Source organism: Furfurilactobacillus rossiae DSM 15814, from assembly GCF_000428925.1.
Classification (GTDB): Bacteria; Bacillota; Bacilli; order Lactobacillales; family Lactobacillaceae; genus Furfurilactobacillus; species Furfurilactobacillus rossiae.
On record NZ_AUAW01000005.1, the window covers coordinates 148717 to 173990 of the forward strand.

Annotated in this window: 38 protein-coding genes, 3 tRNA genes and 1 other RNA gene; 28 read left to right on the forward strand and 14 right to left on the reverse strand. The window is 42.2% G+C overall.

Going from position 1 to position 25274, the window contains the following annotated elements:
• The first annotated feature begins 39 nt into the window (after window positions 1–39).
• Complete coding sequence (locus G400_RS16435) at window positions 40–216, forward strand: hypothetical protein (protein WP_017262246.1); 177 nt, start codon at window positions 40–42, stop codon at window positions 214–216.
• Window positions 217–233: 17 nt separating this feature from the next.
• Here G400_RS16435 and G400_RS0104280 read toward each other — a convergent pair whose 3' ends face one another.
• Window positions 234–815, reverse strand: a complete 582-nt coding sequence (locus G400_RS0104280) for a DUF5067 domain-containing protein (protein WP_017262247.1) — start codon at window positions 813–815, stop codon at window positions 234–236.
• Between the two features lie 224 nt (window positions 816–1039).
• Between G400_RS0104280 and G400_RS0104285 the strand changes: the two genes are divergently transcribed.
• From G400_RS0104285 to G400_RS0104315, 7 genes are all read left to right on the forward strand, one after another.
• The gene (locus tag G400_RS0104285; RefSeq protein ID WP_017262248.1) at window positions 1040–1504 is read left to right on the forward strand and encodes a MarR family winged helix-turn-helix transcriptional regulator; all 465 of its coding nucleotides are present in this window, start codon (window positions 1040–1042) and stop codon (window positions 1502–1504) included.
• A 37-nt stretch (window positions 1505–1541) separates the two neighbouring features.
• The gene (locus G400_RS0104290) at window positions 1542–1796 is read left to right on the forward strand and encodes a hypothetical protein (protein ID WP_017262249.1); all 255 of its coding nucleotides are present in this window, start codon (window positions 1542–1544) and stop codon (window positions 1794–1796) included.
• A 573-nt stretch (window positions 1797–2369) separates the two neighbouring features.
• Window positions 2370–3755, forward strand: coding sequence for an Nramp family divalent metal transporter (locus G400_RS0104295; RefSeq protein ID WP_152323516.1), 1386 nt, complete (start codon window positions 2370–2372; stop codon window positions 3753–3755).
• A gap of 139 nt (window positions 3756–3894) precedes the next feature.
• Window positions 3895–4261: a transfer-messenger RNA gene (gene ssrA, locus G400_RS16035) on the forward strand.
• Window positions 4262–4638: 377 nt separating this feature from the next.
• Window positions 4639–5667, forward strand: a complete 1029-nt coding sequence (locus tag G400_RS0104300) for an ROK family glucokinase (protein ID WP_017262251.1) — start codon at window positions 4639–4641, stop codon at window positions 5665–5667.
• 51 nt (window positions 5668–5718) lie between these two features.
• Complete coding sequence (locus tag G400_RS0104305; RefSeq protein ID WP_017262252.1) at window positions 5719–6621, forward strand: GRP family sugar transporter; 903 nt, start codon at window positions 5719–5721, stop codon at window positions 6619–6621.
• A 278-nt stretch (window positions 6622–6899) separates the two neighbouring features.
• Window positions 6900–8252: a glucose-6-phosphate isomerase gene (locus tag G400_RS0104315; RefSeq protein WP_017262254.1), complete on the forward strand. Its 1353-nt coding sequence runs from the start codon at window positions 6900–6902 to the stop codon at window positions 8250–8252.
• A gap of 99 nt (window positions 8253–8351) precedes the next feature.
• Here G400_RS0104315 and G400_RS0104320 read toward each other — a convergent pair whose 3' ends face one another.
• Window positions 8352–8888 carry a GNAT family N-acetyltransferase gene (locus G400_RS0104320; RefSeq protein ID WP_017262255.1) on the reverse strand — a complete coding sequence of 179 codons (537 nt, stop codon included), beginning with the start codon at window positions 8886–8888 and terminating at the stop codon, window positions 8352–8354.
• Between the two features lie 178 nt (window positions 8889–9066).
• Between G400_RS0104320 and G400_RS0104325 the strand changes: the two genes are divergently transcribed.
• Together G400_RS0104325 and G400_RS0104330 are read left to right on the forward strand one after the other, a co-directional pair.
• Window positions 9067–9300 (forward strand): hypothetical protein, encoded by a 234-nt coding sequence (locus G400_RS0104325; RefSeq protein WP_017262256.1) that lies wholly within the window; start codon window positions 9067–9069, stop codon window positions 9298–9300.
• A gap of 54 nt (window positions 9301–9354) precedes the next feature.
• Window positions 9355–9954 (forward strand): CHAP domain-containing protein, encoded by a 600-nt coding sequence (locus tag G400_RS0104330; RefSeq protein WP_017262257.1) that lies wholly within the window; start codon window positions 9355–9357, stop codon window positions 9952–9954.
• Here G400_RS0104330 and G400_RS0104335 read toward each other — a convergent pair.
• The gene (locus G400_RS0104335) at window positions 9944–11950 is read right to left on the reverse strand and encodes a cation:proton antiporter (protein WP_017262258.1); all 2007 of its coding nucleotides are present in this window, start codon (window positions 11948–11950) and stop codon (window positions 9944–9946) included. The two genes, G400_RS0104330 and G400_RS0104335, sit on opposite strands and share 11 nt — an antisense overlap.
• 244 nt (window positions 11951–12194) lie before the next feature.
• Here G400_RS0104335 and G400_RS0104345 point away from each other — a divergent pair, with 244 nt between their 5' ends.
• Complete coding sequence (locus G400_RS0104345) at window positions 12195–12644, forward strand: universal stress protein (RefSeq protein WP_017262260.1); 450 nt, start codon at window positions 12195–12197, stop codon at window positions 12642–12644.
• A 91-nt stretch (window positions 12645–12735) separates the two neighbouring features.
• On the opposite strand, the gene G400_RS0104350 is transcribed toward G400_RS0104345, so the two are convergent.
• Window positions 12736–12957, reverse strand: coding sequence for a helix-turn-helix domain-containing protein (locus tag G400_RS0104350; RefSeq protein WP_017262261.1), 222 nt, complete (start codon window positions 12955–12957; stop codon window positions 12736–12738).
• 154 nt (window positions 12958–13111) lie between these two features.
• Here G400_RS0104350 and G400_RS0104355 point away from each other — a divergent pair, with 154 nt between their 5' ends.
• The 3 genes from G400_RS0104355 to G400_RS0104365 all read left to right on the forward strand — a co-directional run bounded on the left by G400_RS0104355 (window position 13112) and on the right by G400_RS0104365 (window position 13762).
• Window positions 13112–13372, forward strand: coding sequence for a hypothetical protein (locus G400_RS0104355; protein ID WP_017262262.1), 261 nt, complete (start codon window positions 13112–13114; stop codon window positions 13370–13372).
• A gap of 189 nt (window positions 13373–13561) precedes the next feature.
• A tRNA-Glu gene (locus tag G400_RS0104360) sits at window positions 13562–13634 on the forward strand.
• A gap of 55 nt (window positions 13635–13689) precedes the next feature.
• Window positions 13690–13762 (forward strand) — tRNA-Gln (locus G400_RS0104365).
• Window positions 13763–13771: 9 nt separating this feature from the next.
• Here G400_RS0104365 and G400_RS0104370 read toward each other — a convergent pair.
• The 9 genes from G400_RS0104370 to G400_RS0104410 all read right to left on the reverse strand — a co-directional run bounded on the left by G400_RS0104370 (window position 13772) and on the right by G400_RS0104410 (window position 17986).
• A complete protein-coding gene (locus tag G400_RS0104370; RefSeq protein ID WP_152323458.1) occupies window positions 13772–14737 on the reverse strand; it encodes a tyrosine-type recombinase/integrase in 966 nt (321 codons plus the stop codon).
• A gap of 75 nt (window positions 14738–14812) precedes the next feature.
• Complete coding sequence (locus tag G400_RS16040; protein ID WP_017262264.1) at window positions 14813–14932, reverse strand: Arm DNA-binding domain-containing protein; 120 nt, start codon at window positions 14930–14932, stop codon at window positions 14813–14815.
• A 160-nt stretch (window positions 14933–15092) separates the two neighbouring features.
• A complete protein-coding gene (locus tag G400_RS0104380) occupies window positions 15093–15551 on the reverse strand; it encodes a DUF4429 domain-containing protein (protein WP_017262265.1) in 459 nt (152 codons plus the stop codon).
• Between the two features lie 89 nt (window positions 15552–15640).
• Window positions 15641–16033, reverse strand: coding sequence for a hypothetical protein (locus G400_RS0104385; protein ID WP_017262266.1), 393 nt, complete (start codon window positions 16031–16033; stop codon window positions 15641–15643).
• A 34-nt stretch (window positions 16034–16067) separates the two neighbouring features.
• Window positions 16068–16141: transfer RNA gene (locus G400_RS0104390), tRNA-Ile, on the reverse strand.
• Window positions 16142–16150: 9 nt separating this feature from the next.
• Window positions 16151–16705, reverse strand: a complete 555-nt coding sequence (locus G400_RS0104395; RefSeq protein WP_017262267.1) for a hypothetical protein — start codon at window positions 16703–16705, stop codon at window positions 16151–16153.
• A 50-nt stretch (window positions 16706–16755) separates the two neighbouring features.
• Window positions 16756–17199, reverse strand: coding sequence for a hypothetical protein (locus G400_RS0104400; protein ID WP_017262268.1), 444 nt, complete (start codon window positions 17197–17199; stop codon window positions 16756–16758).
• Between the two features lie 54 nt (window positions 17200–17253).
• Entirely contained in the window at window positions 17254–17664 is a 411-nt protein-coding gene (locus tag G400_RS0104405; RefSeq protein WP_017262269.1) for a hypothetical protein, read from the reverse strand.
• 1 nt (window position 17665) lies between these two features.
• Window positions 17666–17986, reverse strand: coding sequence for a helix-turn-helix domain-containing protein (locus tag G400_RS0104410; RefSeq protein WP_017262270.1), 321 nt, complete (start codon window positions 17984–17986; stop codon window positions 17666–17668).
• A 273-nt stretch (window positions 17987–18259) separates the two neighbouring features.
• On the opposite strand from G400_RS0104410, the gene G400_RS0104415 reads away from it, so the two are divergent.
• From G400_RS0104415 to G400_RS16245, 4 genes are all read left to right on the forward strand, one after another.
• Complete coding sequence (locus G400_RS0104415; protein WP_017262271.1) at window positions 18260–18442, forward strand: helix-turn-helix domain-containing protein; 183 nt, start codon at window positions 18260–18262, stop codon at window positions 18440–18442.
• Between the two features lie 15 nt (window positions 18443–18457).
• Window positions 18458–18793 carry a hypothetical protein gene (locus tag G400_RS0104420; protein WP_017262272.1) on the forward strand — a complete coding sequence of 112 codons (336 nt, stop codon included), beginning with the start codon at window positions 18458–18460 and terminating at the stop codon, window positions 18791–18793.
• A 283-nt stretch (window positions 18794–19076) separates the two neighbouring features.
• Window positions 19077–19304, forward strand: a complete 228-nt coding sequence (locus G400_RS0104430) for a hypothetical protein (RefSeq protein WP_017262274.1) — start codon at window positions 19077–19079, stop codon at window positions 19302–19304.
• 39 nt (window positions 19305–19343) lie between these two features.
• Window positions 19344–19517, forward strand: a complete 174-nt coding sequence (locus tag G400_RS16245; RefSeq protein WP_017262275.1) for a hypothetical protein — start codon at window positions 19344–19346, stop codon at window positions 19515–19517.
• Window positions 19518–19751: 234 nt separating this feature from the next.
• Here the strand turns inward: G400_RS16245 and G400_RS0104445 are convergent, their stop codons facing one another.
• Window positions 19752–20228 carry a DUF2321 domain-containing protein gene (locus G400_RS0104445; protein WP_017262277.1) on the reverse strand — a complete coding sequence of 159 codons (477 nt, stop codon included), beginning with the start codon at window positions 20226–20228 and terminating at the stop codon, window positions 19752–19754.
• A gap of 55 nt (window positions 20229–20283) precedes the next feature.
• Between G400_RS0104445 and G400_RS0104450 the strand changes: the two genes are divergently transcribed.
• The 10 genes from G400_RS0104450 (at window position 20284) to G400_RS16545 (ending at window position 25267) form a co-directional block, all read left to right on the forward strand.
• A complete protein-coding gene (locus G400_RS0104450; protein ID WP_017262278.1) occupies window positions 20284–20517 on the forward strand; it encodes a helix-turn-helix domain-containing protein in 234 nt (77 codons plus the stop codon).
• Window positions 20514–20672 carry a hypothetical protein gene (locus G400_RS16250; RefSeq protein WP_017262279.1) on the forward strand — a complete coding sequence of 53 codons (159 nt, stop codon included), beginning with the start codon at window positions 20514–20516 and terminating at the stop codon, window positions 20670–20672. Before G400_RS0104450 ends, G400_RS16250 begins: the two co-directional genes overlap by 4 nt.
• Window positions 20651–20941 carry a hypothetical protein gene (locus G400_RS0104460; RefSeq protein ID WP_017262280.1) on the forward strand — a complete coding sequence of 97 codons (291 nt, stop codon included), beginning with the start codon at window positions 20651–20653 and terminating at the stop codon, window positions 20939–20941. Before G400_RS16250 ends, G400_RS0104460 begins: the two co-directional genes overlap by 22 nt.
• A gap of 143 nt (window positions 20942–21084) precedes the next feature.
• A complete protein-coding gene (locus G400_RS0104470) occupies window positions 21085–21417 on the forward strand; it encodes a hypothetical protein (protein WP_017262282.1) in 333 nt (110 codons plus the stop codon).
• Window positions 21417–22463, forward strand: coding sequence for a recombinase RecT (locus G400_RS14435; RefSeq protein WP_017262283.1), 1047 nt, complete (start codon window positions 21417–21419; stop codon window positions 22461–22463). Before G400_RS0104470 ends, G400_RS14435 begins: the two co-directional genes overlap by 1 nt.
• A 34-nt stretch (window positions 22464–22497) precedes the next feature.
• The gene (locus G400_RS0104480; RefSeq protein WP_017262284.1) at window positions 22498–23250 is read left to right on the forward strand and encodes a PD-(D/E)XK nuclease-like domain-containing protein; all 753 of its coding nucleotides are present in this window, start codon (window positions 22498–22500) and stop codon (window positions 23248–23250) included.
• A 97-nt stretch (window positions 23251–23347) separates the two neighbouring features.
• On the forward strand, window positions 23348–24031 hold the full coding sequence (locus G400_RS14440) for a DnaD domain protein (protein WP_152323456.1): 684 nt from the start codon (window positions 23348–23350) through the stop codon (window positions 24029–24031).
• An 11-nt stretch (window positions 24032–24042) separates the two neighbouring features.
• Complete coding sequence (locus G400_RS0104490) at window positions 24043–24906, forward strand: ATP-binding protein (RefSeq protein ID WP_017262286.1); 864 nt, start codon at window positions 24043–24045, stop codon at window positions 24904–24906.
• A gap of 3 nt (window positions 24907–24909) precedes the next feature.
• Complete coding sequence (locus G400_RS0104495) at window positions 24910–25134, forward strand: hypothetical protein (RefSeq protein WP_017262287.1); 225 nt, start codon at window positions 24910–24912, stop codon at window positions 25132–25134.
• A 10-nt stretch (window positions 25135–25144) separates the two neighbouring features.
• Window positions 25145–25267 (forward strand): hypothetical protein, encoded by a 123-nt coding sequence (locus G400_RS16545; protein ID WP_017262288.1) that lies wholly within the window; start codon window positions 25145–25147, stop codon window positions 25265–25267.
• Window positions 25268–25274: the final 7 nt, after the last annotated feature.

Consider the following 25274-nt stretch of genomic DNA (forward strand, 5'->3'; position numbering starts at 1 on the left):
CTACACTACCCGTAACACGCCTAAGGAGGAAGCCCCTTTATGAATGATCATGATGCAAAATGGGTATTAGATGAACTAGCAAAATTGCGAACGGACGAAAATCGGGTGACTATTGATGCAGCGATTGATTTAATCAAGGAACAACAGGATGAAATTGACAGCTTGCATGGGTCGATGGAAGGGCAACTGTGGAGCCCTAAACAGTGGCGCCAGTGAATGAATCTCCAGTTAATCTAGTTTGATTCGTTTGCATTGATTGTTAATGTCGTGGTGCCGATGTTTTTCTGACCATCATGCACGGTCAATGTGACCGGGCCAGCTGACGGCGAAATTTTATACATGGCCGCCACTGTGACGTGTTGGCCAGCATCAACTGGCGTCACAGAATTGTTGATGTCATCATTGTCGCTGTCACTGTTTTGACCTGACAGTGATAATGAACCACTAACTAAGTTTTTGCCATCTTGGGTGGCCTTGAAATGTTTCGACCATAAATCTGATGGTACTTGTTGCTTCGTCGATTGATTTGAGTAATCGTAAGTGATGAGCAATTGCTGATGGTTTGGAAATGCCGATGCAACTTGACGTTGGCCTGTAATTTTAATAGTACCGGTGCTGGCCGTAAGCGTATTGTTTGCAAACGTCGCTACCGGTGCTTTTTTATGTGCCTGTGTTGATTGTGTTGATTCACTAGCAACCTTTTTACTTGATGTTTGGCGTTGTGATGATGCCGAGTTCTTTGCCGATGGTGTGCAACCAGCCAACACAGTGGCTGAAATGGCCGCGGCTAATAAAGAAGAGACGATTTTATTCATGAGATTCTCCTAAAAAAGTGTATTTATCTTTTCGTATTTGACGTTTATTTCATCGTGCACTATTTTATTTATTAACGCAATTAATGTGGTTAAAAACGGTTGCACAAAGGTGTAGGCCTTTTTCCTAGAAGCCACACCGTTTATGTATATAATAGTAGATGAGTATGTAGGCCACGGTAGTCGTTTTTTGGTGGTGCCTCGTTTGTAAATGGAGGAAGAAGCAAATGGCCAACGAAGAATTATTGAATGAATCAATTGATGTTTATATCCACTTTTTAAAATACTTAGATGAATTTGTATCACGACCAGCGGCGGAGTATCAAATTTCGTTTGAACAGTATTTGATTTTGCACGATGTCTCGCGGGAAAAAAACTTGACGTTGATGGAGATTGCTGCACGTCGTAATGTCACACGGAGTGCAGTTTCTCGTCAGATTCGTGCTTTATTAACTAAGGATTTGATTAAGCAAGTTGCGGATACTCATGATCGTCGTCGAATGAATCTTAGTTTAACTGCTAAAGGTAGCAAAGCAGAATCGCAAATCAGTGAACGGGTGACTCATCGCTTCAGCGTTTGGATTAATGAATTCGGGGAGGATCAGGCTAAACAAGTGTTAGCCTTTATTCGTGAGTTTGGGACTAAGTTTGCCGATCCGAATGGCACACACGATTCGCGCAAACCAAAATGAAACGTGTAAATTTTAATGAAAACGGGGTAGTCGATGAATGACAACAGTCGTTGTGAATGAAGGCAGTGTTGATTTAGTAAATGGCGCGAGCATCCAGGCTCATTTTGAGATTCATGATGTTGAACAGGGTGTGTTATTGGTTCTAACTAATAGCAATGTGAGTGCAGATCAACTTGCGTCGCTAATGAGTGAAAAAGAAGATTCAATTGGTGATGCGCTAGCTGACGCGACCAATCAGGATGTTAATGTGGTCTCTTGGCGTGACGCGGCAGGACAGACGCATCAGCTGTAGTAAACTGACACTCATTCTAATTTAGACAGCTGTTAAAAATCGTGATTTCAATAAATTTATTGGATTTGTGACACAAGTTCGATTTGAGAACGAGCATTAACGTAAAACTGACTTATTCCCGAACTTTGGGAATGGGTCAGTTTTGGGTTAGGCGGAATTCTCAGAACTTTGGAGCGTGATATTACTCACAGTATTCGTCCCAGATAAACTTATGTCACATTCTCTTCTTTTTTGCGGATTTTATAAAAATAACAAAAAAACTTCAATGTAACCATTTTCAAACGACCTTTATGGCTTGTAATTTGGGCAATTTCGGCACATAGTATACGTGGTTCAAAAAGGACTATCAATTTCGCAAAGACGGAGTGATTGTGACGGTTTTAAAATTCAAAAATTAAATGCGTAACAGTCCGATGTTACGTCGACTTAGCAAAAAGCCAATCAGTATCACTGATGTGTTTTTTGATGATGCGACGCTAGCGACCATCTTTGAAGGATTAGACCTGATTATTCAGGAATCAAAACGGAAAAGAGGGCACGAAAATGAGCAAAAAGCACGAAAAAAAAGAAGTCATGGACGACACGTTGGTGGCCGAGAAGAAGACTTCTAAGAAAAAACACTTTGTTGATACAACTGGCAATCATGCCAAGAGTTTGGATGAAGTGAACGGCTCCATTCTGGTGCCGCAGCACGCAGGCTATTTCAGAACGTTACTAGCCTATACTGGACCGGGAGCATTGATCGCCGTTGGGTACATGGATCCTGGTAACTGGATCACGTCAATTGCTGGGGGTGCTCAGTACAAATACGCATTAATCAGTGTCATTCTGCTGTCGAGCTTAATTGCGATGCTGTTGCAAGCAATGTCAGCTCGGTTAGGAATCGTAACTGGTAAAGATTTGGCGCAGATGACCCGTGAACGAACGTCCCGTGGTATGGGAATCTTTTTATGGATCATTACAGAACTTGCAATTATGGCGACGGATGTCGCAGAAATTATTGGTTCAGGGATTGCGCTAGAGTTGCTGTTCGGTTTCCCGTTGATCGTTGGCTTGATTATCACGGCGTTTGACGTCTTGCTGTTGCTAGTGTTGATGAAAATGGGCTTCCGTAAAATTGAAGCCATTGTGGCCACACTAGTGGCTGTTATCCTGTTCGTCTTCTTGTATGAAGTCATTCTGGCCCAGCCAAACGTCCCACAGATCTTCGCTGGCTTCGTGCCACATCCGGGACAATTGCTAACGCACAAACCAATGCTTTATCTGGCATTAGGGATTGTGGGGGCCACGGTTATGCCACATGACTTGTACTTGGGATCATCTATCTCTCAAACGCGGGCATTGGATCGTGACGATCACGACAGCGTTAAAAAGGCCATTCGTTTTACAGTTGCTGACTCAAACATTCAATTAACGATTGCGTTTGTGGTCAACTGTCTGTTATTGATTCTTGGTGCGGCGCTGTTCTACGGCACTAACAGTGAACTCGGTCGATTTGTTGATTTATTCAATGCGTTAAGCAACTCAAAGATTGTGGGCGCCATTGCCAGCCCATTGCTCAGCATGCTGTTTGCCATCGCGTTGCTTGCTTCTGGTCAAAGTTCGACCATTACCGGTACGCTGGCTGGGCAAATTATTATGGAAGGGTTCATTCATCTTCGCATTCCGCTGTGGGCTCAGCGGCTGTTAACACGGTTGATGTCCATTACGCCAGTGCTGATTTTCGCATTTATCTATCATGGTAATGAGGCCAAGATTGAAAACTTGCTGACGTTATCGCAGGTTTTCCTGAGTGTCGCGTTACCGTTTGCCATGGTGCCACTGGTTCTGTTCACCAGTAACAAAGAATTGATGGGTGATTTCCGCAATAAAGCATGGGTAAAGTGGACGGCATGGCTCGTCACTGTCGTATTGATTATTTTAAACCTGTGGTTGATTGCTGGGGTCTTCACTGGCTGATCAGGTTTTAAAGCGTGAATCTACTTTGTAAAAGAATAAAACGTCTGCCAATATTTGGTGGGCGTTTTTGTTAGCCTTGAGGCAAACCTCATACGTAGACGTTTATAAGGTCTCGTGTTATGATAATAGCGCACCTTTTGGGGGTGTTCTGGATTCGACAGGTATAGGTCGAGCTTGAACTGCGCTTCGTGGGTTGCGTCCACGTAAAAACGCTACCTAATTTTTATCTGCAAAAGATAACAATTCTTACGCTTTAGCTGCTTAATTGTAGCTTGACGTAGATCCGTCCGTTACGGCCCAGGTGGCGGGTTACGGGTCTCAAAAATTTGGGCTACGCTGTTAACTCACGCCTGAAGTGAGCAGAAGAGATTAATCAGGCTTAGCTAATCACGGTTGCCTGGTCAAACGGCGTTTTGGTTAGTGAAATCTAAATGGTTTGACTATGAGCGTAGAGGTTCGGGTGGCGATATGCTTGGACGCGGGTTCGATCCCCGCCACCTCCATAAAACTATATCCGGTAGTGAACTGAATGAGATTAATGCTCATTTTCAGTTCTTAAGGAAGGCGTCATTCTGGCAAATCGTCAGAATGACGCCTTTTTTGCAAAATTACGTATGCAAAACCGTTCGCACAGGCAATCTTTAAAACCGTAAGCCTAGTTAATAATTAATGAAAACTTTTTTCGTACAAAAATTAATTTATAATGGACTAGTCCACAATCCGCTAAGCCGCGCGGATTAACGACTTTGTGAGTTGTAAACGTTATCAATAAATTAGAAAAGTTATGTAAAAGGGGTTGTAAAAACGCTTTCATTGTAAGAGAATAAACCGTAAACCTTTTACATGTTTATTTGTTAAGAAGAGAATTGAGGAGAAAAATTTTATGGCTAAGAAGAAAAAGTTAATCGGTGTTGACCTTGGTGGGACAACAATTAAATTCGCGATTTTAACCCTAGATGGTGACGTTCAACAAAAGTGGAGCGTGCCAACCAACATTCTTGATGAGGGTTCACACATCATTCCTGATATCGTGCAATCAATTAATCATCACTTAGATCTGTACAAAATGAGCGCTAATGATTTCGCTGGGATTGGGATGGGGACACCTGGGACAGTTGATCTTGCAAATGGCACAGTCACTGCGGCGTACAACTTGAACTGGAAGACAACCCAGAAGGCGAAGGAACAGATCGAAGCCGGTACACACATGAAGTTTGCATTAGACAACGATGCCAATGTTGCAGCCTTGGGTGAGCGTTGGAAGGGTGCCGGTAACAATGAACCAGACGTTGACTTCATTACTTTAGGAACCGGTGTTGGTGGTGGTATCATTGCCAGCGGTCGTTTGCAACACGGCGTTAACGGTGCTGGTGGTGAAGTTGGTCACGTGACCGTTCAACCTGGTGGTTACTTGTGTACCTGTGGCAAACATGGTTGCTTGGAAACCTATGCTTCAGCAACAGGTGTTGTTCACTTGGCACACGATTTTGCCGAAGAATATTCTGGTAACTCCAAACTTAAAAAAATGGTCGACAATGGCGATGAAATCACGTCCAAGATTGTCTTTGATTTAGCTAAACAAGGTGACTTCTTGGCTAACGAAGTAACAAACAAAGTGGGCCAGTACCTTGGCTTAGCCGTTGCTAATATGGCAAACGTGTTGAACCCAAGTTATGTCGTTATTGGTGGTGGCGTATCAGCAGCCGGTCAGTTCTTACTTGACCTTGTTGACAAGACATTCCAGCAGGAAGCCTTCTCAACCGTCCGTGCTTCAACGACTTTGAAATTGGCTAAATTAGGCAACGACGCCGGTGTTATTGGTGCTTCGTCACTGGCATTACGTTTTGTCGATGATGCCGATTTAAGTGAAGCTGCTAAAGTGGCCAACGTTGCAGCAACGGTTGCTGAATAATTGAATAAACTAGACAACGAAGAGATTTAGAGAATTGGAGATTTTTGAATCATGGGAATTACAAACATTCTTATTGCCTTAGTCCCTGTCATTGCCTGGGGGAGTATCGGTCTTGTTTCAGGCCGTTTGGGTGGTTCTGCCGCTCAGCAAACGCTTGGTATGACAATGGGGGCTGTTGTTTTTGGGATCATTGCTTGGTTTATTTATCGACCAACATTGGATGCCAAAGTTTGGATTGCCGGAATCTTATCCGGGTTGTTCTGGGTAGTTGGCCAAGGTGGCCAGTTTACCTCTATGAAGGCACTGGGTGTTTCCAAGACGATTCCAATTTCGACTGGGATGCAGCTTGCGGGTAATGCACTAGCTGGTGTGCTGTTGTTCAGAGAATGGACAACGGGCCGTCAGTACACTTTGGGTACGCTTGCTGTGATTGCCTTGATCATTGGAGCGGCGCTTACGTCAAGAGTTGACAAACGCAATGCTACGAAGACGGATCGTCATGAGAATACTGGCGCCGGTGCACGTGCTTTGACGTACTCAACCCTTGGTTATGTCGCTTACACGATTGTGATTAAGAGTTTTGAAAAGTGGGGTAACGTTGGCGATGTTACGAACTTTACCCATGCGGTTGTTTTACCACAGTCCATTGGGATGTTCCTTGGTGCAATCGTGTTCGTTATCATGATTGGCGCTCGTAAGGAAATGTGGCAGTTACCATCTTGGAAAAACATTATTACCGGTCTCTTCTGGGGTACTGGTAACCTGTTCATGTTCTTGGCAACAATCAAAGTTGGTTTGGCGGTTGCCTATTCAATGGCCCAGATGGGAATCATTATCTCTACTTTTGGTTCTATTTGGCTGTTGGGCGAACGCAAGACGCATTGGGAAATGGTCAATATCATCATCGGCTCTGTCTTGATTATCGTTGGTGGTATCATGCTTGGAACAATGTAATAGTATTTAAAAAGTTACAGCAGACGATGGATGTCTGCTGTTTTTGTTTGGCAAACAAAAAAACGAACGGGATCTATATCATTCAATTGAGAAGAAAATTAAAAATTAGACCAAAAAAATTTTGAGTGGTCTAGGTGTTGATGGCATGGGGATGACGAGCAAAAATATTATTGATTTTGGTATATACCAATTTCATGAATTGGCTTTCATTGCCCACAGACCAATGTATTAGTGTATACTTGTAACCGTAATCATTATAAGAAAGAGGTAGGAGAAGCATGGCATATATTTCCTTTGATAGCTCGAATCTGACAAAGTTTGTTCACGATAATGAACTGGGTGAAATGCAGGCAATGGTCACTGCAGCTGACTCAGAATTACGTAATGGTACAGGTGCGGGTGCTGATTTCCGTGACTGGATCGATTTACCAACGAATTACGATAAGGACGAATTCAGCCGCATTAAGGCCGCTGCAAAGAAAATTCAAAGTGATTCAGAAGTATTGGTTGTCATTGGGATTGGTGGATCATATCTTGGTGCACGTGCTGCCATTGACTTTTTAAACGAAGCCTTTTACACCGCATTGCCTGCTAGTGAACGTAAGGGCGCTTTGGTTCTGTTTGCTGGGAACTCAATCTCATCTTCATATGTTCACGATTTGATTCATGTGATTGGTGACCGTGACTTTTCTGTTAACGTTATTTCGAAATCCGGGACTACGACTGAACCATCAATCGCCTTCCGTATCTTCAAAGATAAGTTGGTTGAAAAGTACGGTGAAGCTGAAGCTAAGAAGCGTATCTATGCAACAACTGACCGTGCGCGTGGCGCGTTGAAGACTGAATCTGATGCTGAGGGTTACGAAGAATTCGTTGTTCCTGATGGTATTGGTGGTCGTTTCTCTGTATTGAGTGCTGTTGGTTTGTTACCAATTGCTGCTTCTGGTGCCGACATTGATAAATTGATGCAAGGCGCTGCAGATGCTTCTAAAGATTACACATCAGACAAGATTGAAGACAACGATGCTTACCGTTACGCTGCTTTGCGGAACATTTTGTACCGCAAGGGCAAGACAACAGAATTGTTGGAAAACTACGAACCAACCATGGCTTCATTTGCTGAATGGTGGAAGCAATTAATGGGTGAATCAGAAGGGAAGGACCAAAAGGGCATTTACCCATCAAGTGCTAACTTCTCTACTGACCTGCACTCACTAGGCCAGTACATTCAAGAAGGCCGTCGTAACTTAATGGAAACTGTTGTTAAGGTTGATAAACCAAATTACGACATTGATATTCCTAAGGAAGACAGTGACCTTGACCAAATTGGCTACCTTGAAGGCAAGACGATGGATTATGTGAACACGCAAGCATTCCGTGCCGTTACATTAGCCCACACAGATGGCGATGTTCCTGTTATGGCCGTTCACATTCCCGATCAAACGGAATACTCACTTGGCTACTTAATCTACTTCTTCGAAGCTGCTGTGGGTATTTCTGGCTACTTGAACGGGATTAACCCATTCAACCAACCAGGTGTTGAAGCCTATAAAGTTAACATGTTTGCTCTTTTGGGTAAGCCTGGCTTTGAAAAGGAAACTGCCGAAATTCAGAAACGTGTTCAAAAATAATTATTCGTAAGTGACTCGGAACAATTATTTACTATATATACAAGCAAAACCGCATCTGCTGAGTAATTCAGTAGGTGCGGTTTTTTGTTTTACAACGTATTAATCTTTGGGAGACTGCCATTCGTCTCGCAAGACACCATACTTCACAGAATCCCAGTATTGACCCTGCCAATAACGAACCTGTCTAATCGTGGCTTCTCGCTTCAAATGTAAATGTTCAGCGACACCAATCATGCGAACATTGCCGGACCAGGTTGTGAGGCCAATGTGAGGAAGGTCGACCATTTGCCACAGTGCATCGATCCATTTGGCAAGCGCTCGATGGCCAAGACCATGATGCCAATTTGTTTGATCATAAATGGCAATACCAGCCTCAAGCCACCGCTTAAGCTTGCCATCGTCGTAATAGGCAGTGACCATACCGACCATTTTGTCATCGACACGAATAACTTGGCAAAATGGATTTAGAACATATTTGTTTTTTGCGGGACCGTTCACAAATTCCTCACGTGTCGGTAAAACATCTTGAAAATAAGGACCATTCCATTTTGTCCACTCAGCGTTTGGGTCACTAAAAGCTAATTGCCAAAAGTCGGCAACTTCGTCTGGCTGTAATTCAGATAAGGTTAATTTCATGAGCACATCTCCCTGAATGTTAAATTGACCTAAGTGTACGCCAATAAAAGGTTTTTAGCAGAATAAACTTACATACCCAAAAATGATTTTAGAATTCACAAGCATTTGTTTTGAATAATGATAACGATTAATTATAAATTATGGTTACGCAAAAATTAATCGAAAGAAGGCCATTATTATGATTACAAACGCAACGGAATTTATTCACGATTTACACAAAGTTTTACGCGGTGCTGCTAAACGTGCCGACGAAGATATAACTAAAACCATTAAAACAGTCAGTTATAAATTAAAACAAAGTGGTTCACTTCATTACGAACTTTCACGCTGGCGTTGTTTGGATGCGCGTCAGCATGAATTTACGTTTAAGAAAAATAATGACGGCACCTATACGTACGTTTATAGTCGCTAAGACAATCATTATCAGGATGAAGCGGATTAAAAGGACAGTGTAGGAGGGGACAAAATGAAATTAATCAAACAAATTGGCGCTAGTTTAACGGTGGTAGGGTGTGTGTGCGGTATTACGGTTGGTCTTTCAGATACTCAAGTATCAGCTGACCAAGTTTCTTGGCCGGGTACAACGACAGTCCAGAAACAAGACAGTAGTTCACCAATGACAGGGAACATAAGTGGGACTCATTTGTTATCTAGTCAGGCACTGACGGAGGCCCAACAAGCTGGGCAACAAGGATTTTATAACGGCATCGATGGCTATCCAGTGGGACAGTGTACGGGATTTGTTGCAGCCGTTTTGCGCCAACAACAAATCCCGGTTAATACTTACAGTTATCTTGGTAATGGTGATCAATGGGCCGAATCGGCAACACAACGAGGGCTATTGGTAGATTTTCGGCCAGCGGTAGGCTCTGTCGTGTCGTTTAAATCGATGCACGTTGCCTATGTCACGGAAGTCAACGATATTACCGGGACCTTCAAAATTATGGAAGGAAATTTTGAAGGACAGGCACTGCATGAGCGTACCCTAACGATGAACGACGATATTGCTGGGATTATTCATTTTGAAAAGTTGTCGACTGCACCTCAATTTACGTTTACTGTTTGATAAATGCGGCATTATTTTGAATATAAGCCATTTCATCAAAGATAATGTGCTGTTGAAGTGATTCAGCGGTTTCGACATCAATGGTGCCCTTATCGAGGGCGTTTTGAACAAATTCATATTCGGCATGAAACGCGGTCAAAAAGAGTTGATAAACAACTTGAGGGACGGGATCTGGCATGTTCATCCGACGATGGCGTTCCCGATAAAAACGCTGCACATCATGTAGCTCAACGGTCGTGACTTCGCCGTGTTGATGGCGTTCTTGTTTAAGAGCGTGCATGACTGCCTGATAGCCAACTTCTTCTAAGGGGCGAATGTCCTCGCCGTGTGCATGAAATTGACGTTGCCAATAGAATTGTTCAGCGATTAGCGGAGTAGTAAAGAACATTTCTTCGCCAAACTTAAGGTCACGGCTCAGGCGACTAGAGTGGACCCCAAAACGCACTCGGAGCCACAGGTTCTGCCAAACAGTATTATTGAACGTGAACTTGGTTAGGTCTAAAAAACGCAGATAATAATACGTTTCATCATCGCTAAAATCACCCTGATCATGTTTACGGTTGATGACCTCGCGTTCAGCAGCATCGGTAAGTTCAAACAGTCGTCGTTGCTCACGCCGGTGGGGCCGATTGTTTTGATGGAGTTGCTGACTCAATGCATCAACCACGATGTGCGTTTCTGCCTGAGCGTCCTTGCTTGAACGAACCTTATTCATCGCGGTCATAATCATTTCTCGTGTCCACTGGCTCATCGGCTTTGTCTGAGTGCCGGTGGGCATCTTTGTGATGATTGGCACAGCGATGGCAGCTACCGTCAGACTGATTAAAATGACCACGGTGACGACGAAGATCAGTGCGTTCCGATCAGTAGTTAAATCGCGACCGTTGATGGTTGGCAACAGGAAGGCTAACGACAGTGAAATAGTCCCACTGGCGCCACTGACAGCCATTAGCCAAGCGTCTTGCCAGCGATGGTTGCTAGAAATGTGCATCCAAACTAAAAAACGCGACCATAGTAAGCGAATAGCAAATTTCAAAACATATAGCACGATCCCGATAAGAATTAGTAGACCAAGGAGACCTGGATGCTTAGAAATGATTTGCTCCATGATTGTCGGCAGGGATACGCCTAGAAGGACGAAAACGACCCCTGTGAGCGCCTCCTGCACAATTCCCCATATGTTTGACCGGACAAGCTGTACCCGACTTGAAACGAGCTGTAAACTATCATTTTCCATTCCTTGAAACAAGCCAGCAGCGACGACCGCCAAAATTCCGGACAACGTTAAGCGTTCGGCAACGAAATAAGCTAGAAATGGCACCAATAACTCTAGTGTAATCATGACGAATGGCGTATCATCACCAGCTTGAATAAGTTCACGGCGAATGCTTAGAAAGAGTGCGCCAATAATTGCACCGGTGATCAATCCACCGATAAACTCTAACGCAAACACCCCAACGGCTCTATTAGCTGAGAACGAACCAGTAGTAAAAGCTAACAGCGACAGATCAAACGCAACAAAGCCGGATGCGTCGTTAAATAATGATTCGTTTTGCATGATGGTGAAAGGCACTTGGAAGTTTGGATTAGGCTGAGCAAATGCGCTGACTGCCGAAGCGTCGGTTGGGGTCACAATTGCACATAGCGCAATTGCTAACGCTAGTGGCAGAAAAGGAAACAGTAAGTGGAGTGCACTACCAACGATTATCACGGTGGCAATGACAAGCATGATGGACAGCGAAAAAATATTGATGGCACCGCGGCCAATCCAGTAACGAGAGGCCGATTGCGCTTCGTTATAGAGCAAAGGAGCCACGATGAAAAATAAAAATAAATTGGGATTAAAAATATAGTGATGATACAGCGGCAGCAGTGCCAATAAAATTCCCACCACGATAAAGATGATGGGGAGCGGCACGCGGTTGAGATGATGGTGCATGATCACAGCGGCTACGACTGCAATTAAAATGATGAGAAGAAAGAATGTATTCTCCATATCAAGGCTCCGTTTCGTTAAATTCTGTATACGACAATCATGGACGAAATTAATGATGGACGCAAACAAAAATGTCTTCAAAACGGCCTGGCGTGTTGTTGAATATCCTCGACAGTTACTAGCAAAATTTGTGACAAGAATGATTGAAGATCAACAACAGGAATACAGGCGTAAAAAATGCAGCAAAAATAGTTTTATGTTATAAATACAATAATCTAAAGCAATGAAATATAGGAGGCATAACATGACATTTAAACCAAAACGCATTTTAGTTCCGACAGATGGCTCAGAAAACGCACAATTGGCCCTGCGTAAAGCAGTTGACATTGCGAAAGCGGCTGATGCAGACATCCTATTACTACAAGTTGTCGCGCCGTTGTATGCAGCTCCTGAATACGCAATGGCGGGAATGTCGGAAGGTATGCTGACGCAGGCTAAAAAATATGTTGGAGAACTGGCGCAAAAGATGCAGGCAGAAACTGGCTTTGACCGTATTTCGGCCTTTGCAATGCAGGACGCGCCAAAGCCAACGATTGCCAAGACTTTTCCAGAGCATCATGACATCGACTTAATTGTTATCGGGGCTACTGGAACAAACGCATTTGAGCGAGCAATTCTTGGGTCAACAACAGGATACGTGGTGCGTAATGCGGACGTAGATGTGCTAGTTGTCAAAGAGGATGAAGCTGAATAGATTTAGAATTGACAACAAAAACGACGTACCTGATATTCAGGACGTCGTTTTTGTTTGAACTTAATTTGTTACTCCACAATTATGATAATTATTAAGACAATTTAGTAGGATCATCACTTTGTGTCGTTTGCATAAATACTTCCAGTGGAATGCCAAAATGCTGGTTAAGTAAAGAAATCTCACGAACGTTAAATTGAGAATGTCCGTGTAATTTGCGACTTACAGTACTTTTGTTGATTTGCAATAGATCGGCGACCTCAAGCTGTGTTATACCCCTTGATTTCAGCCATCCCGAGACTGGGAAAATTTCCATGGTTACCACGCCCCTAATAATTAAATGTTTAAACCGTTCCCTTATATGGGAATATTAACCTTAATTCTCGATGCCCGCAAGTCGAATTTCTTATTTACTGCGTATTCACGTCAATAAATTGATAAAATGAGCACTAAAGGAGCTGACTTGCAACATGGATACAAAACCAACTGATATTCAAACGTGGTTACACGTTTCACGAAGGCAAAAAGGTCTCACTGGCAAGGAAGTATTGCGACAACTGGAGGATCGTTACAACTTTCGCATTAGTAAATCAGCTTTTTACCGATACGAGGATCCCAATACCAGTCTTAAATCGATTCCGCTTTTGCTAATAGTTGCCTTGTGTGATATCTACGATCGAGACTTTGAGGAGCCATTTAAAATTGTTCGCAAACAAATTTCGATAGACTAATAATGGCCGCCGCAGGGTGGTGTTTTTATTTTAGTAGCTTAACGGCTGTTACATTATTGCAACGGTCGTTATTTTTAGTTAGAGACTTAGAAAACGACAATGAAAAATGAGAATTTAAAAAAGTCGTCATTTTTATGCGCTAAGACGTTGACGTCACCTGTCAGTACTGTATAATTAATTAAGTAAATTTGCCCCATGGTCAAATTGGTTAAGACGTCGCCCTCTCAAGGCGGAGTTCTGGGTTCGATCCCCAGTGGGGTGATTTAAAGTCACCCGGGCGCTTGCTTGGCAGATTTACGACTTTAATAATGGATTATTGGGTATTAGCCAAATTGGTAAGGCACCGGACTCTGAATCCGTAATGTACTGGTTCGAATCCAGTATACCCAATTATTGCGTTCACAAGAACGCCGGTATCAAAGGGTTTCTAAGCCTTTTTTCAAAACCGTGTACGAACCGTGTACGAGATTGAAAAGCTTGGAGCCCTTTTTTTGTTTCTCTCAACTTCATCTCTTTTTGCATGTGTGAATAAATTTTCAGTGTAGTTGTATAATCCTTGTGACCCAAACGTTCACTGATCTCGTAAATGCTGACATCGTTTGCTAGTAGATAACTTGCATGAGTATGGCGGAGACCATGGAATGTAATCGTTGGGTGAATATCCAATTCAGTTAGTAGTTCTCGTAAAACATGGTTTGCACCATTGCTTGACGGTACCTTGGGATTCTCACCGATAAACATTAGATTATTTGGATTGTCTATGTTCGTTTGACTGGCGTGTAATTTATTCAAATTGTCTACTAATTCTTGCACGACTGCGATAGTTCGTTTTGATTGAGCATTCTTTGTCGGTTTAAAGCCACCTGTCGTCCAATCGTAGGTCTTTGTGACTGATAGGGTGTTGTTGATTTGGTCAAGGTCTTGCCATTGAAGGCCAGCAACCTCAGCAATTCTAAAACCAGTGAATAGGGCAGTGAGAATCATTACCTGCGAGATGTGATGAATGTCTGGTGTTTGCTCACACCGCTTAATAAGCCGCCACATGCTGGCTCCGTCGATGTACTTCTCCTCAGCACTTTTACCTGCATGACCACTCATTGACGTATGAGCAGTGAAATTGGATGGTATAAGACCATCATCAACAGCAGAACGCACGGCCATTTTGATATGACTATCAACTTTACTGGCTGATTTAATTGCATGTGTCTTGCCAAAGTCATTGAGGAATCGTTGATACCTGGCACGACTAATGTGTGTCATCGGTTCTTTGCCAAAATATTTTTTAATTATCTTAGCTGAGTTCATGTACCATTTTTTAGTCGCCGGAGCTAGTTTTGGCTCTTCAAAGATTTCATACCATTCCATAAAGTAGTCGTAGAGTGATCGACCAGAATCATTGAGCGCTTTTGGTGTTGGCAACTCTGTGAGTGTTGTTCGAACCTAGCGTTGAGCCTCAGCCTTTGTAGTGAAGCCATTCTTACTTTTTGTTTTACGGTTACCTTGAAAATCATAAGAGAACCGTGCTTGCCATTTTCCATATTTTTTAATATAACTTGCCATGTTTATTTTCCTTTCGTTTTTGCGGGCAGGCATAACGGAAGCAACATGGATTTATCACGACCTTTCGTGTAAAATGTGTATACGAAAAGCGCACACACATTGTGAGTTTTTAGAGTGGAACGCATCCAACTTCTTGGCGGGAGGGGATGCGTTTTTTTATTTAAATACCCAAAAGTTGTTTTTTCTTTTCGTTAAATTCATCCTCGGTAATTATACCGTCATCTAACAGGTACTTCATTTTCCTTATTTGGTCTGCTGCATCAACAAATGAATCACTACTTGATGAATCAGCAAAAATTATTTGTTCCACTGTTTCCTTTAGTTCCTGCATTTGTTTGAAATAGTGTCCGCTAAACATAACAGTATTTTCATCATGTGTGGCGTTTAGAACGCCACCGTGGCTTTCATTACCACCAGGAATAGTGAATTGAATGTATCCGTTAGTCAACCCAGGCTTCTTGATTTGAACTGCTGTAATGGATTTAAGCGGAATAGTTTTTGCACCTTTCAATCCTTGATTAATTGCATTTATCATGCCTTTACGTGTGATGACTATAGCGTTGTCAGTTAAACTGATTATCGTATGTCCAGGGGACTTGATGTTGTATTCTTTTTCCATGTTAAATCCCTCATAGGTTTTAGTTTTTATAGTCGCCAGTTTTGTTGAATTGCATATTTTCACTATCTTTACAGGAGATGCGGGCAATTTTAACTAATAGTGATTGCAACTTTGTAAGCAAATTCAGAGCCATTAGCGGTTTTACCATTTAAATTGTTTCCGTCTTCATCGCCATGAGCGTGATCAATGAATTCGAGGTCTTTTTCGGTATCGTTAAGGTTTGGAATTTTTTTAATAGCCTTTTGTAGAAGATGAGGCCCATATCCACCATATCCGAAATCAAATAAGGCCGTACTGACTTCTGTGCCTTTAGCATCTGTAGTTATAGTGTAGCCAGTCTGATTACTTTCATAAATTGTAATTTTGACTGGTAAGGTTAGTGATGAAAATGCTGAAATAACATCTTTTTCTTTGCGCAGAGTAGAAGATGTTTCTCCAGGTACATCTATTGAATCAATGCTTGAAATATTATAGCTAATCATATTTCGAAATCTCCTTGAATGTATTTTGTCACGATAGACCCCGTTGGACTCGAACCAACCACCTCTCAATTATAAGTTGAGCGCTCTAACCAACTGAGCTACGGGTCTGTGAAACAATTAGTTCATCTTTGCAATTTCTCCTTTAGCAGACACTGTATACATATCACCATTACTGTTTTGCAACGATATGTAGGGAACATAGTCTTTAGAAACAGGATTGGGGTTGCCATTTTCATCATACCCAGAGTGAGCTCCTCCAAATGTACCACCGACAACGGTCCATCTTTGATCACCCATTTTTTCAGTGATTAAACTAGTGGCCTCGTCGGCGTTATGCACAATCCAGCCAGATTCATCATTAGAGCTAGCTTCGTTGCTTGAATTAGAAGACTGTGCAGCGGTTGTCGAACTAGATTCAGTGCTACTTTGTGATTGCGACACTGGCTGTGAACTGGTTGAGGCTGTTTGACTGGAACTGTCTTTACTCTCTGAAATAGATTCCGACTTGGCCTTGTCACTTGATTGTTGACGGGCCTTTTTATTTTGCTTTGATGTTTTACTTAATCGCGGTTTAGAACTTGTACTACTGGAACTCTTTGAATTGCTATTACCACAGGCCGTTAGTAGTAGTGCACTTAAAACTGTTATCGCTAATGTAAGTGATTTCTTCATGATATCCCCCCTGGAATATGAGCTGCATATGGATATAACTAAGGTATTTTTTAAATGTTAGTCAAGCTGGCGATGATGTTTTTTTGATTTTCCAAATTCTTATTGAAGATACCGTCCAGACCTACAATATGCATAGCACTTAAATAGTTGTCTTTATAGCGGAAGCACTTTTGTAAGGCATCATCTGAGACAGCTTGAGGTACCTTAAATCCTAGATCAGGGTCAAAGTTTAAAGTGCAAACCTCTTTACTGGATGTATTCAAGTATAAGGGTGTGCTACCTATTGAAAATAGTTGAATATAGGTGTCATCTTCTGTCTCGATGGGCTTATCATCCTTATCAATGAAATTGAAGCTTTCGTCCAACGCAAGTGAAAATAAAGTGCTACTGTTTTGCTCCATCAACTTTTTGAATTTGAAAAATAAAACTTCAGTTAAGTCGCTAATCTGATCATTCAGAGGTTTAACTTGTTGTTGATAATCGTCGTATGTCATAGTTTCTCCTACGGTACATGTCAGCTTTTAACGTCATCAGATTTTGGACAATTATTATTTTTGATAAAACTCGCGAATACAGTCTTCTGTATATGGCTCCATGTAAGAAGGTATTGCTAGTTGCTTAACAAACGTATTTGAGTTGGCTTCATCAGGACTGACGTTTTGAAAGTACAAACTGACTAGCACCTTAATACCAGTTTTACTAGCGCCATACTCAATCGAATTGTGTGAAGCGGTACTGCAATAATACAAAGTGCCTTTATCTTCATTTAGAACGTGACCGATCTCGTGTGCAAATTGCATCGGGATCTCTTTTTTTGTATGCCAGTTCATGTTGACGATGATTGCATTTTTAGATGGCCGTGAAACGGAAGGTGTATCTTTCGATAGGACGTGTGTTGTCGTAACTGCAATACCATGTTCAAATGCAAACTCGAACAGCTCAGTTAATAAATCGTCCATGCTACTTGCCTCCATCCAAAATACGTTTGATGTACTCCAAGTCTTCCTGTGGTATCGGTCGGCCCTCGTAGGTCATGATTACATCGTCATCATCTATTGAAGCTTTTAAATCAATATTTGTAGACTTTAATTCCTTTTCACCAGTCAGTTCTTCGTAGGAAACCCCAAGCGTGCTAGCAACCAATAGTAATGTTGCCTTTGTTGGTTTGTGATTTTTCCATCCATAGATGGCATTTTCACTTAAGCCAGCGTGTGCAGCGGTTTGTTTTAGATTCCATCCACGTGTTTTTGCGATTCGTTTAGTACGATCAATTAGTGTCATAAAGCTTTTCCTCCAGTGAAACTGAAAGAAAAAAGTATTTTAATCGTAATTAATGCTTTACAAAAAGTACGATAAGAATTATACTTTGTTCATCAGTTAAGCAATCAGTTTAAAGCGTAATAAATATGAACCTAATACATTCAGTTGGTAGCCGTTGTTTTAGGAAGATATTTGTTTATTAAACTATGCCTAAATGGTACGACTAGAATACTTTTTAGTCAATCCTTTTATAACTGAAATTTCAATTAACTAGGAAAGTAGGTGAACAAGATAATGCCAGCATTTGAACGTCGTTTTAAAAAGCGACTAATCGACTTAAACATGAAGCAAAAGGAGGTAGCAGATCACTTCGGTTGGACTAGTCAGTACGTCCGACAACTAGTAAGTGGTATGACGCTTGGACCAGCAGCAGAAGAGAATCTGAAAAAGGTTAAGGAATTTGTGGGTATGAAGTAAGGGGATGAACAGCAATTGAACAAAGAAGTATTGCAAGTTGAAGTGCTTCGACAATATGCATTGCAACAAGCTAAAAATTATCAGTCGATGCAGATACTTCATTGCGGACACGGTAGTTTTCAAGCAGGTGTTGTTCTCAATAAACAAAAGAACGCTCCACACGACATTGTGGTGAATGAGGTGAATGGAGTGTTCGATGAAATTGAAAAGTTTTTAAAAGACCAAGGTAGCGAAAATGTTCTAGTTAAGGCTTGGCCTACGGAAAACGATGGAGCGATTAGAGCATTAGTGACAATACAGCCTATAGATCTACTTCATAAACAGGCCACTGGTCAAATAGAAATTTGGTAATGCCACGGGCTTCATCATAAACGGTGAATGAGTTTGATTCAGGAAAACGGTCTTTGTATGTTAGCAAAGCACCGATTGTCGTACCGGTTAAGACCCTTTTTGAACCGTCTGTTTTTCAATATCAACTTGATAAACGGAATAAAAAGTTGTTTCTTCATGAGAGTTTTGGCGAGTTAATTTCACGATAGCCATGAGTATCACCTCGATTAATTGAATTAACACAATCATCTCACAACAGGTTCCTAAGTTGAACTTAGTCAGTAACGGAAAGGCTGGTGATTACATGCAACAAATAGTTGAACGCAACGATAATCCGCTGCAACAGGTCAATCAAAAAGAATTGTATACGCGCTGGATAAAGGTGGATTACGACACGTTCAATAAGCATTACAAGTTTGAACCAGGCTTTCCTCATGTAGAGATACGACCTGGTGATCCACCGAGTAAGTGGCGTTACATTCCCAGAGACTGTTTGGACTGGGTTATCAAAAACAAACAAGTAAATTACTAACTCTAAAATATGCGGGCAGGCATAACGGGGGAAACATCAATGACAGTCACATACGAGTTAACAGGATTCATCTTGTGGTCAGCTGCAATTTATCTGGCTGGTTACGGCACACATTATGTGCAAATCAATCGTCGTACGATGTTTGACCGCTGGAAGCACATTCATCCGATTCAAACGTTGAAGCACGACTTACGTGAGTTACAAGGCAAATAAAAAAGCCAGCACTAAGGCTGGCAGGAAAGGAAGCATGTATGGATAAAGAGTTGTATGAAGCAGTCATCGAAATGGATCAGAAGACGATAAACATACTAATGGATTGTAATAGCAAGTTGTTTGCGGCGTTGAAATCAGCAAAACAACTGCCAAGGATAATTCCTAAAGGTTATGTTATTTGTCCAAATTGCCGCCACGTAGTACATGAGGGCAACTACTGTGAAATGTGTGCGTTCAGTTTCCCCAAATAGCCTTTTTAACAGCTTCTGAGGCGACATCTACCAACAAATCTTTTAGTCCGGACGCAACTGTTTTACCAGCCTTGGCTGAAAATATTTTGAACTTGGCAATTGCTACTTTGGTTTTTGGAGTATCGGTAACTAAATCTGGAATAGTTTTCGAAAATGAATCTTTGTCTTGTTGACTTAGGTCAGTAAGCTCGATGAGTTCAGTAGCGGATTTCAGAACAGATTCAGTCCAAGGGTATGGAGCACCGCAATTTGAACAGTATTTGGGAACCGGTTCTTGAAAGAAACTAATCACACCCTCATAGTCTGTTGTTCCAGGAATGTAATGTCCGCATTTAGGACAACTTGAAATAAGTGGTTGGCCACATTTATTGCAAAAACCGGATTCACTATCGCTGAGTTCCATTGCGTCTTTGATTTGATGTCCATTCAAACAAACAAGCTGCTTATGTTTAGTTGGCATGATTTACCTCCAAGGGTTTTCTAAACCCATTATCCCACAGAAAGAGGGTGAACGAATGGCAAACGGCAAGTTAACTTTACAAAATAATCTATCAGAGATTTTGGGTAAACGCCGAATCAAGATCACCGAGTTGTCGGAAGGCACTGGGGTTTCAAGAACCACACTCACGGCTCTGTATTATGCCCGAGTGAAAATGATTCGGTGGGATACCCTAATGTCGATTTGTGACTACTTACAAATTCCATTGAATGAGCTGATTGAATACCAACCAAAGAAGGTCAAGCGATGAACGAAAAGTTAGCACTAGCTGGTTTGCAGAGTATGCAGCCATACAAAAAGGCCGACTGGAGCTGGCACTCCGATCGACCGCTTAGAAATAAATTATTCGAGAACATTATCTACCGGAAAGGGGATAAACGCAAATGGAATCCACATCAGGCTTGACTGTTGAGCAGTTACACCAGATTGAAAAAGGTGTGTTGGACGATGTGTTTACCATCCTTAAACACCAACGTGAGCCACTGATTCAGCTTAAACGTGAAGGTAATTTGATGACTGGTAGTTCAGCAACCGCACTAGCAACACTCAACGCTGCTAAGAAACAAATCGGAATTTACAAACAACAAATTTTAGGAGAAAAAAACAATGGCACAACAACAAACAGTAACACAAGCAAAGATACAAGAATCGTTTTCTTTCCAGACAATGATTAGTGATTTAAGAGAGCCGTTAATTGTTCAATCACAAAAGGACGCCGTATATCTGGACGCTTGTGACCGAGCAAAGCTTGAACTACTTACAGATATTTACGAGAAGACAAACAAACGAATCAAAGAACTGTTAGGGGATGAATCACATGACTAATGCACGAGATTTACAAAACGGAATGGTTGGTGATCCAGTCGATAACCGTGTTGAGTTCGGCACTGATTATAAAGGCGATATGACATACACGTATCAAAAGATTTGGATGTATCACGGAGAACTGTTTGCTGACCAAGACAAGGACAAATGGCTTTATTTGATGGTTGTTGAGCACAACAAGGTGGCAGATACCGTTGCGGAATTAATTGAAAACGTGTCGGCTGCTGATGTATTCGAATGGCTGACTAGCGATAGCTTTATTGAAACTGACACGCTGCTTGAAAACATCGGAGCAACCGTCACAAACGAAGGGGATGCGGCCTAATGGCAGAAAACGAAATTGTAGCAAAGGTTTCAAATCGTATTGAAAAAATGAAGACGGAGCAAGGACTGACACTACCAGCTAACTACTCAGTCGGAAACGCATTAAACTCGGCTTACCTAATTCTGGCAGATACATCTAATGGCCCATCCATGATAGACAAATGTACGCCGGAATCAGTTTATAAAGCTTTACTAAACATGACAATTCAAGGATTATCACCGGCCAAAAGTCAGTGCTATTTCATCCCATATGGTCAGACATGTTCACTAACACGTTCGTACATGGGATCTATGGCAGTTGTTAAACGGCTTAAGGGCGTTAAAAGTATCGAGGCCTATGTAGTCCGTCAGGGCAATGATTTTGATGTTGCGTCTGAGGGAGAACAAGTTGTTGTAACTAAATGGCAAATGCATGTTGCTGATCTGGATAAGCCAATCGCATATGCCGTCTGTGTCATCGAAAAGGAAGACGGCACAAAGTCGTTCACCATTATGACGAAGAAACAGATTGACGTCTCGTGGTCACATGCCAAAACAACGAAGGTTCAGAGAGAGTATCCAGACGAAATGGCTAAGCGGACTGTAATTAACCGAGCGGCTAAGTTGTTCATTAACACGAGTGACGACAGCGACTTATTTGTTCAAGCAGTCAATGACACGACTTCTGATGAATACGATAACGACAGTCGTAAGGATGTTACACCTTCTGCTGAATCAAAGGGCACACAGGACTTATTGGACGGTTTCCAATCAAGTAATCAATCACAGCAACCGTCGGCCACCAGTCAATCTTCACAGCCAGTAAGCACAGCGACGTCGGCTGAAAAGTCAGCCAACCCAAGTGCTGAATCGGCAGTGACTAGCAAGACTGCTAAGCCGTCATCAACCGCTGAGGATATTATCAACGGCTACGAACAGAGTCAATCATCAAAGGGGGCTGACACAGTTGACGAAGACGGACACAACGTTGTCATCGACCATGAAGACGAAGAACCAGACGTCCACCAAGGCGACATCTTCAACCAGCATGATAACCCTCAATCATAAAAACTATTACGACCATGACACGGACTTCCAATATATGAGCCCGTCAGTATTCAAGCAAATGATGTCATGTGAAACTGCTGAACTAGCACTGCTAAAAGGTGACTACGAACAGTCAAACAAAGAAGCGTTACTGGTTGGTAACTTCGTTCATTCGTTTTTCGAGAGTGAAGAAGCCCATCAAAAGTTCATTGACGAACATCCTGAAATCATTAGCACCCGTGGCGCCAGTAAAGGGCATTTAAAAGCTAACTTCAAAGTTGGCGAGCAAATGATTGACCGTCTCTGTGACGAGCAGCTTTTCACCAACATGGATAACACTTGTGAGCATGAGGTCATTGTGACTGGCAAACTGTTTGGCTACGACTGGAAGGGCAAGATTGACGCACTAAACGTTGAGCAAGGCTTCTTCATGGACTACAAGACTGTTGACGATATTCGCAAACGCTCATGGTCTGACAAGTATCGCGGCATGGTTGATTTCGTTCGAGCACGTGACTACTTGCCCCAAATGTGGGTTTACAGTCAGTTGCTTGAACAGAAGTATGGCAGGCCATTCAAGTGCTTTATCTGGGCGGTTAGTAAGCAGACACCAAGCGATGTTCAACTTATTAATCCGAGTTCTGTCTGGTTAGAACCAGAAGAATTTTGGATCAAAGAACACATCGACCATATCGAACAGGTCATGAATGGTGAAGTTGCACCGACAGCCTGCGGACATTGTGAGTATTGCCGTAAACACAAGACAATCACATCAGCTATTGATGTTGGCGAGATTCTAGCAGAGTAGAGGTGAAACCATGCAGGGGTGGATAAAGCTCTACCGAAAGTTGATTAAGTCTTGGGTGTGGACCAACCCCTACATGCTCAAACTGTGGATTTATTGCATGTTAAAGGCTAATCACAGCAAGGCTGACGTGAATTTTAATGGCGAGATAGTGCACTTGAACAACGGAGAATTCGTCACAGGGCGCGACGCACTGGCGTTTGAATACAACCAAGGTTCAAAACGTGAACATCAAAAATCTGGCGTAACTCTCTGGAAATGGCTTAAGAAATTCGAAAACCTTCGAATGTTGAACATCAAATCAACCACGAAATACAGCGTCATATCAATCATTGGCTGGGGTGAGTACCAAGAAACTGAACAACAAGAGAACAACAAAGGAACAACTAGAGAACAACAACAGAACACAAACAAGAATGTAAAGAATGATAAGAATGACCAAGAAGAAACAACTACTACGGATAGGCAGAAAGTTTTCAACTTTTTCGAGCAAGGCGGTTTCGGTCAATTAGGTGGCTTTCAGATTCAAAACATTGATGAGGAAATTAATGACTTTACGACGGCTGGTTCGCCTGAACCAGAGCACATGGTTGTTCTTGGTTTACAAGAAGCGTTGAACAACAACGTCCGTAAATGGTCATATGCACGCGCAGTTATGCATAGCTGGCAGGATAACAAGGTTCTATCTGCCAAGGATGTTGAAGCTTACAAAGCTTCACATCGCCCACAGGACGGTGCATTTAGCCAACCACAAGGCGATGAATCAGACGACTTACCATTCTAGGAGGTGGTAGCATGTCAGACTTTAAAGATTTACAGACTGCAGCAGGTGGCTTTGATTACAACAAGGCAGTTGCGGTATTAAAAGCCAAAGGAATTACAGCGCCTACTGATGATTTGGCAATGACAATGTTGCCAAAAGATAGCGACGACTATAAAAAGTGGTGGGCTGAGCATCAACGACGTGCTGATATGGCTGTGACAAATGACTGGTTTAAACGTAGCAAAGCCGACTTTTTACATCGTGGGTCTATCTATTCTGAAAAAGGTGTACTGGATCATAACTTTGACCAGTACAAAACAGGCTTGACTGCCGAGGAAAACAAAGTTCGAAATGCAGCAGTAGCAATGGCGTATCGGATTGCGATCAAGCATGAAAAGTTTAATGCGACACTTACTGGCTTGCCTGGTCGTGGCAAAACGTTCATGGCTGTTTCGATTCTTAACTACATTCATGACAACGCAAAACCAGCATTAAGCTGCATGTTTGTTTCAATCGCCAAAATGAGTCAGTGGGAGTTACAGGCTTCAACATCTGATGACCAAACAAAAAAAGACCAAGTCACAAAGTTGGAGCAACGCTGTGAAATGGTGGATGTGCTTGTTCTTGATGACTTTGGGTCAGAGTCAGTGTTTAACACAAGTGATAAGAGAAAAACGGCCAGTGAATTCACACAAAAATGGATGTTTCGAATGATTGATGCACGTGCCGGTAAAACCACAATTGTGACAACAAATCTAAGCGGCGAGCGGCTACAGGCAGCATACGATGGCAAATTGATTAGTCGCTTAATCTCAAAGGATCCAAACAATACGATTGATTTTACCGGTATTCAGGACCATCGAAATAGACCAACACAAACAGGATTGGGAGTGTGAATTATGCAGTATCGAATTGGTGACGCAAATAGTGGCAAGTATATGGCAACACGAATTGGCTACATCTTCTTTTATGCCAATCGCGGCAGTGCTTTTGAATTTTCAGACTTGATGCAGGCATCAGCCTTTTGCCAAGCAATGGACGCTGCTATGAAATTAATGCCGCTTAGTGACATGAAGCCACTGAAACTTATGGTGGTTGATGAAAATAATAACCCAGTGAAGTGAGGATAAGAACATGGATGATATACCAGCATGGGCACTAGAGGTAGCTGCACAAGAATTAGGCTATGACACGTTTAGCGATGTTGAACCACAAGATTACGACACAGTTTTTGCAAACGCAGAAATGATGAGTTAGGAGGAAT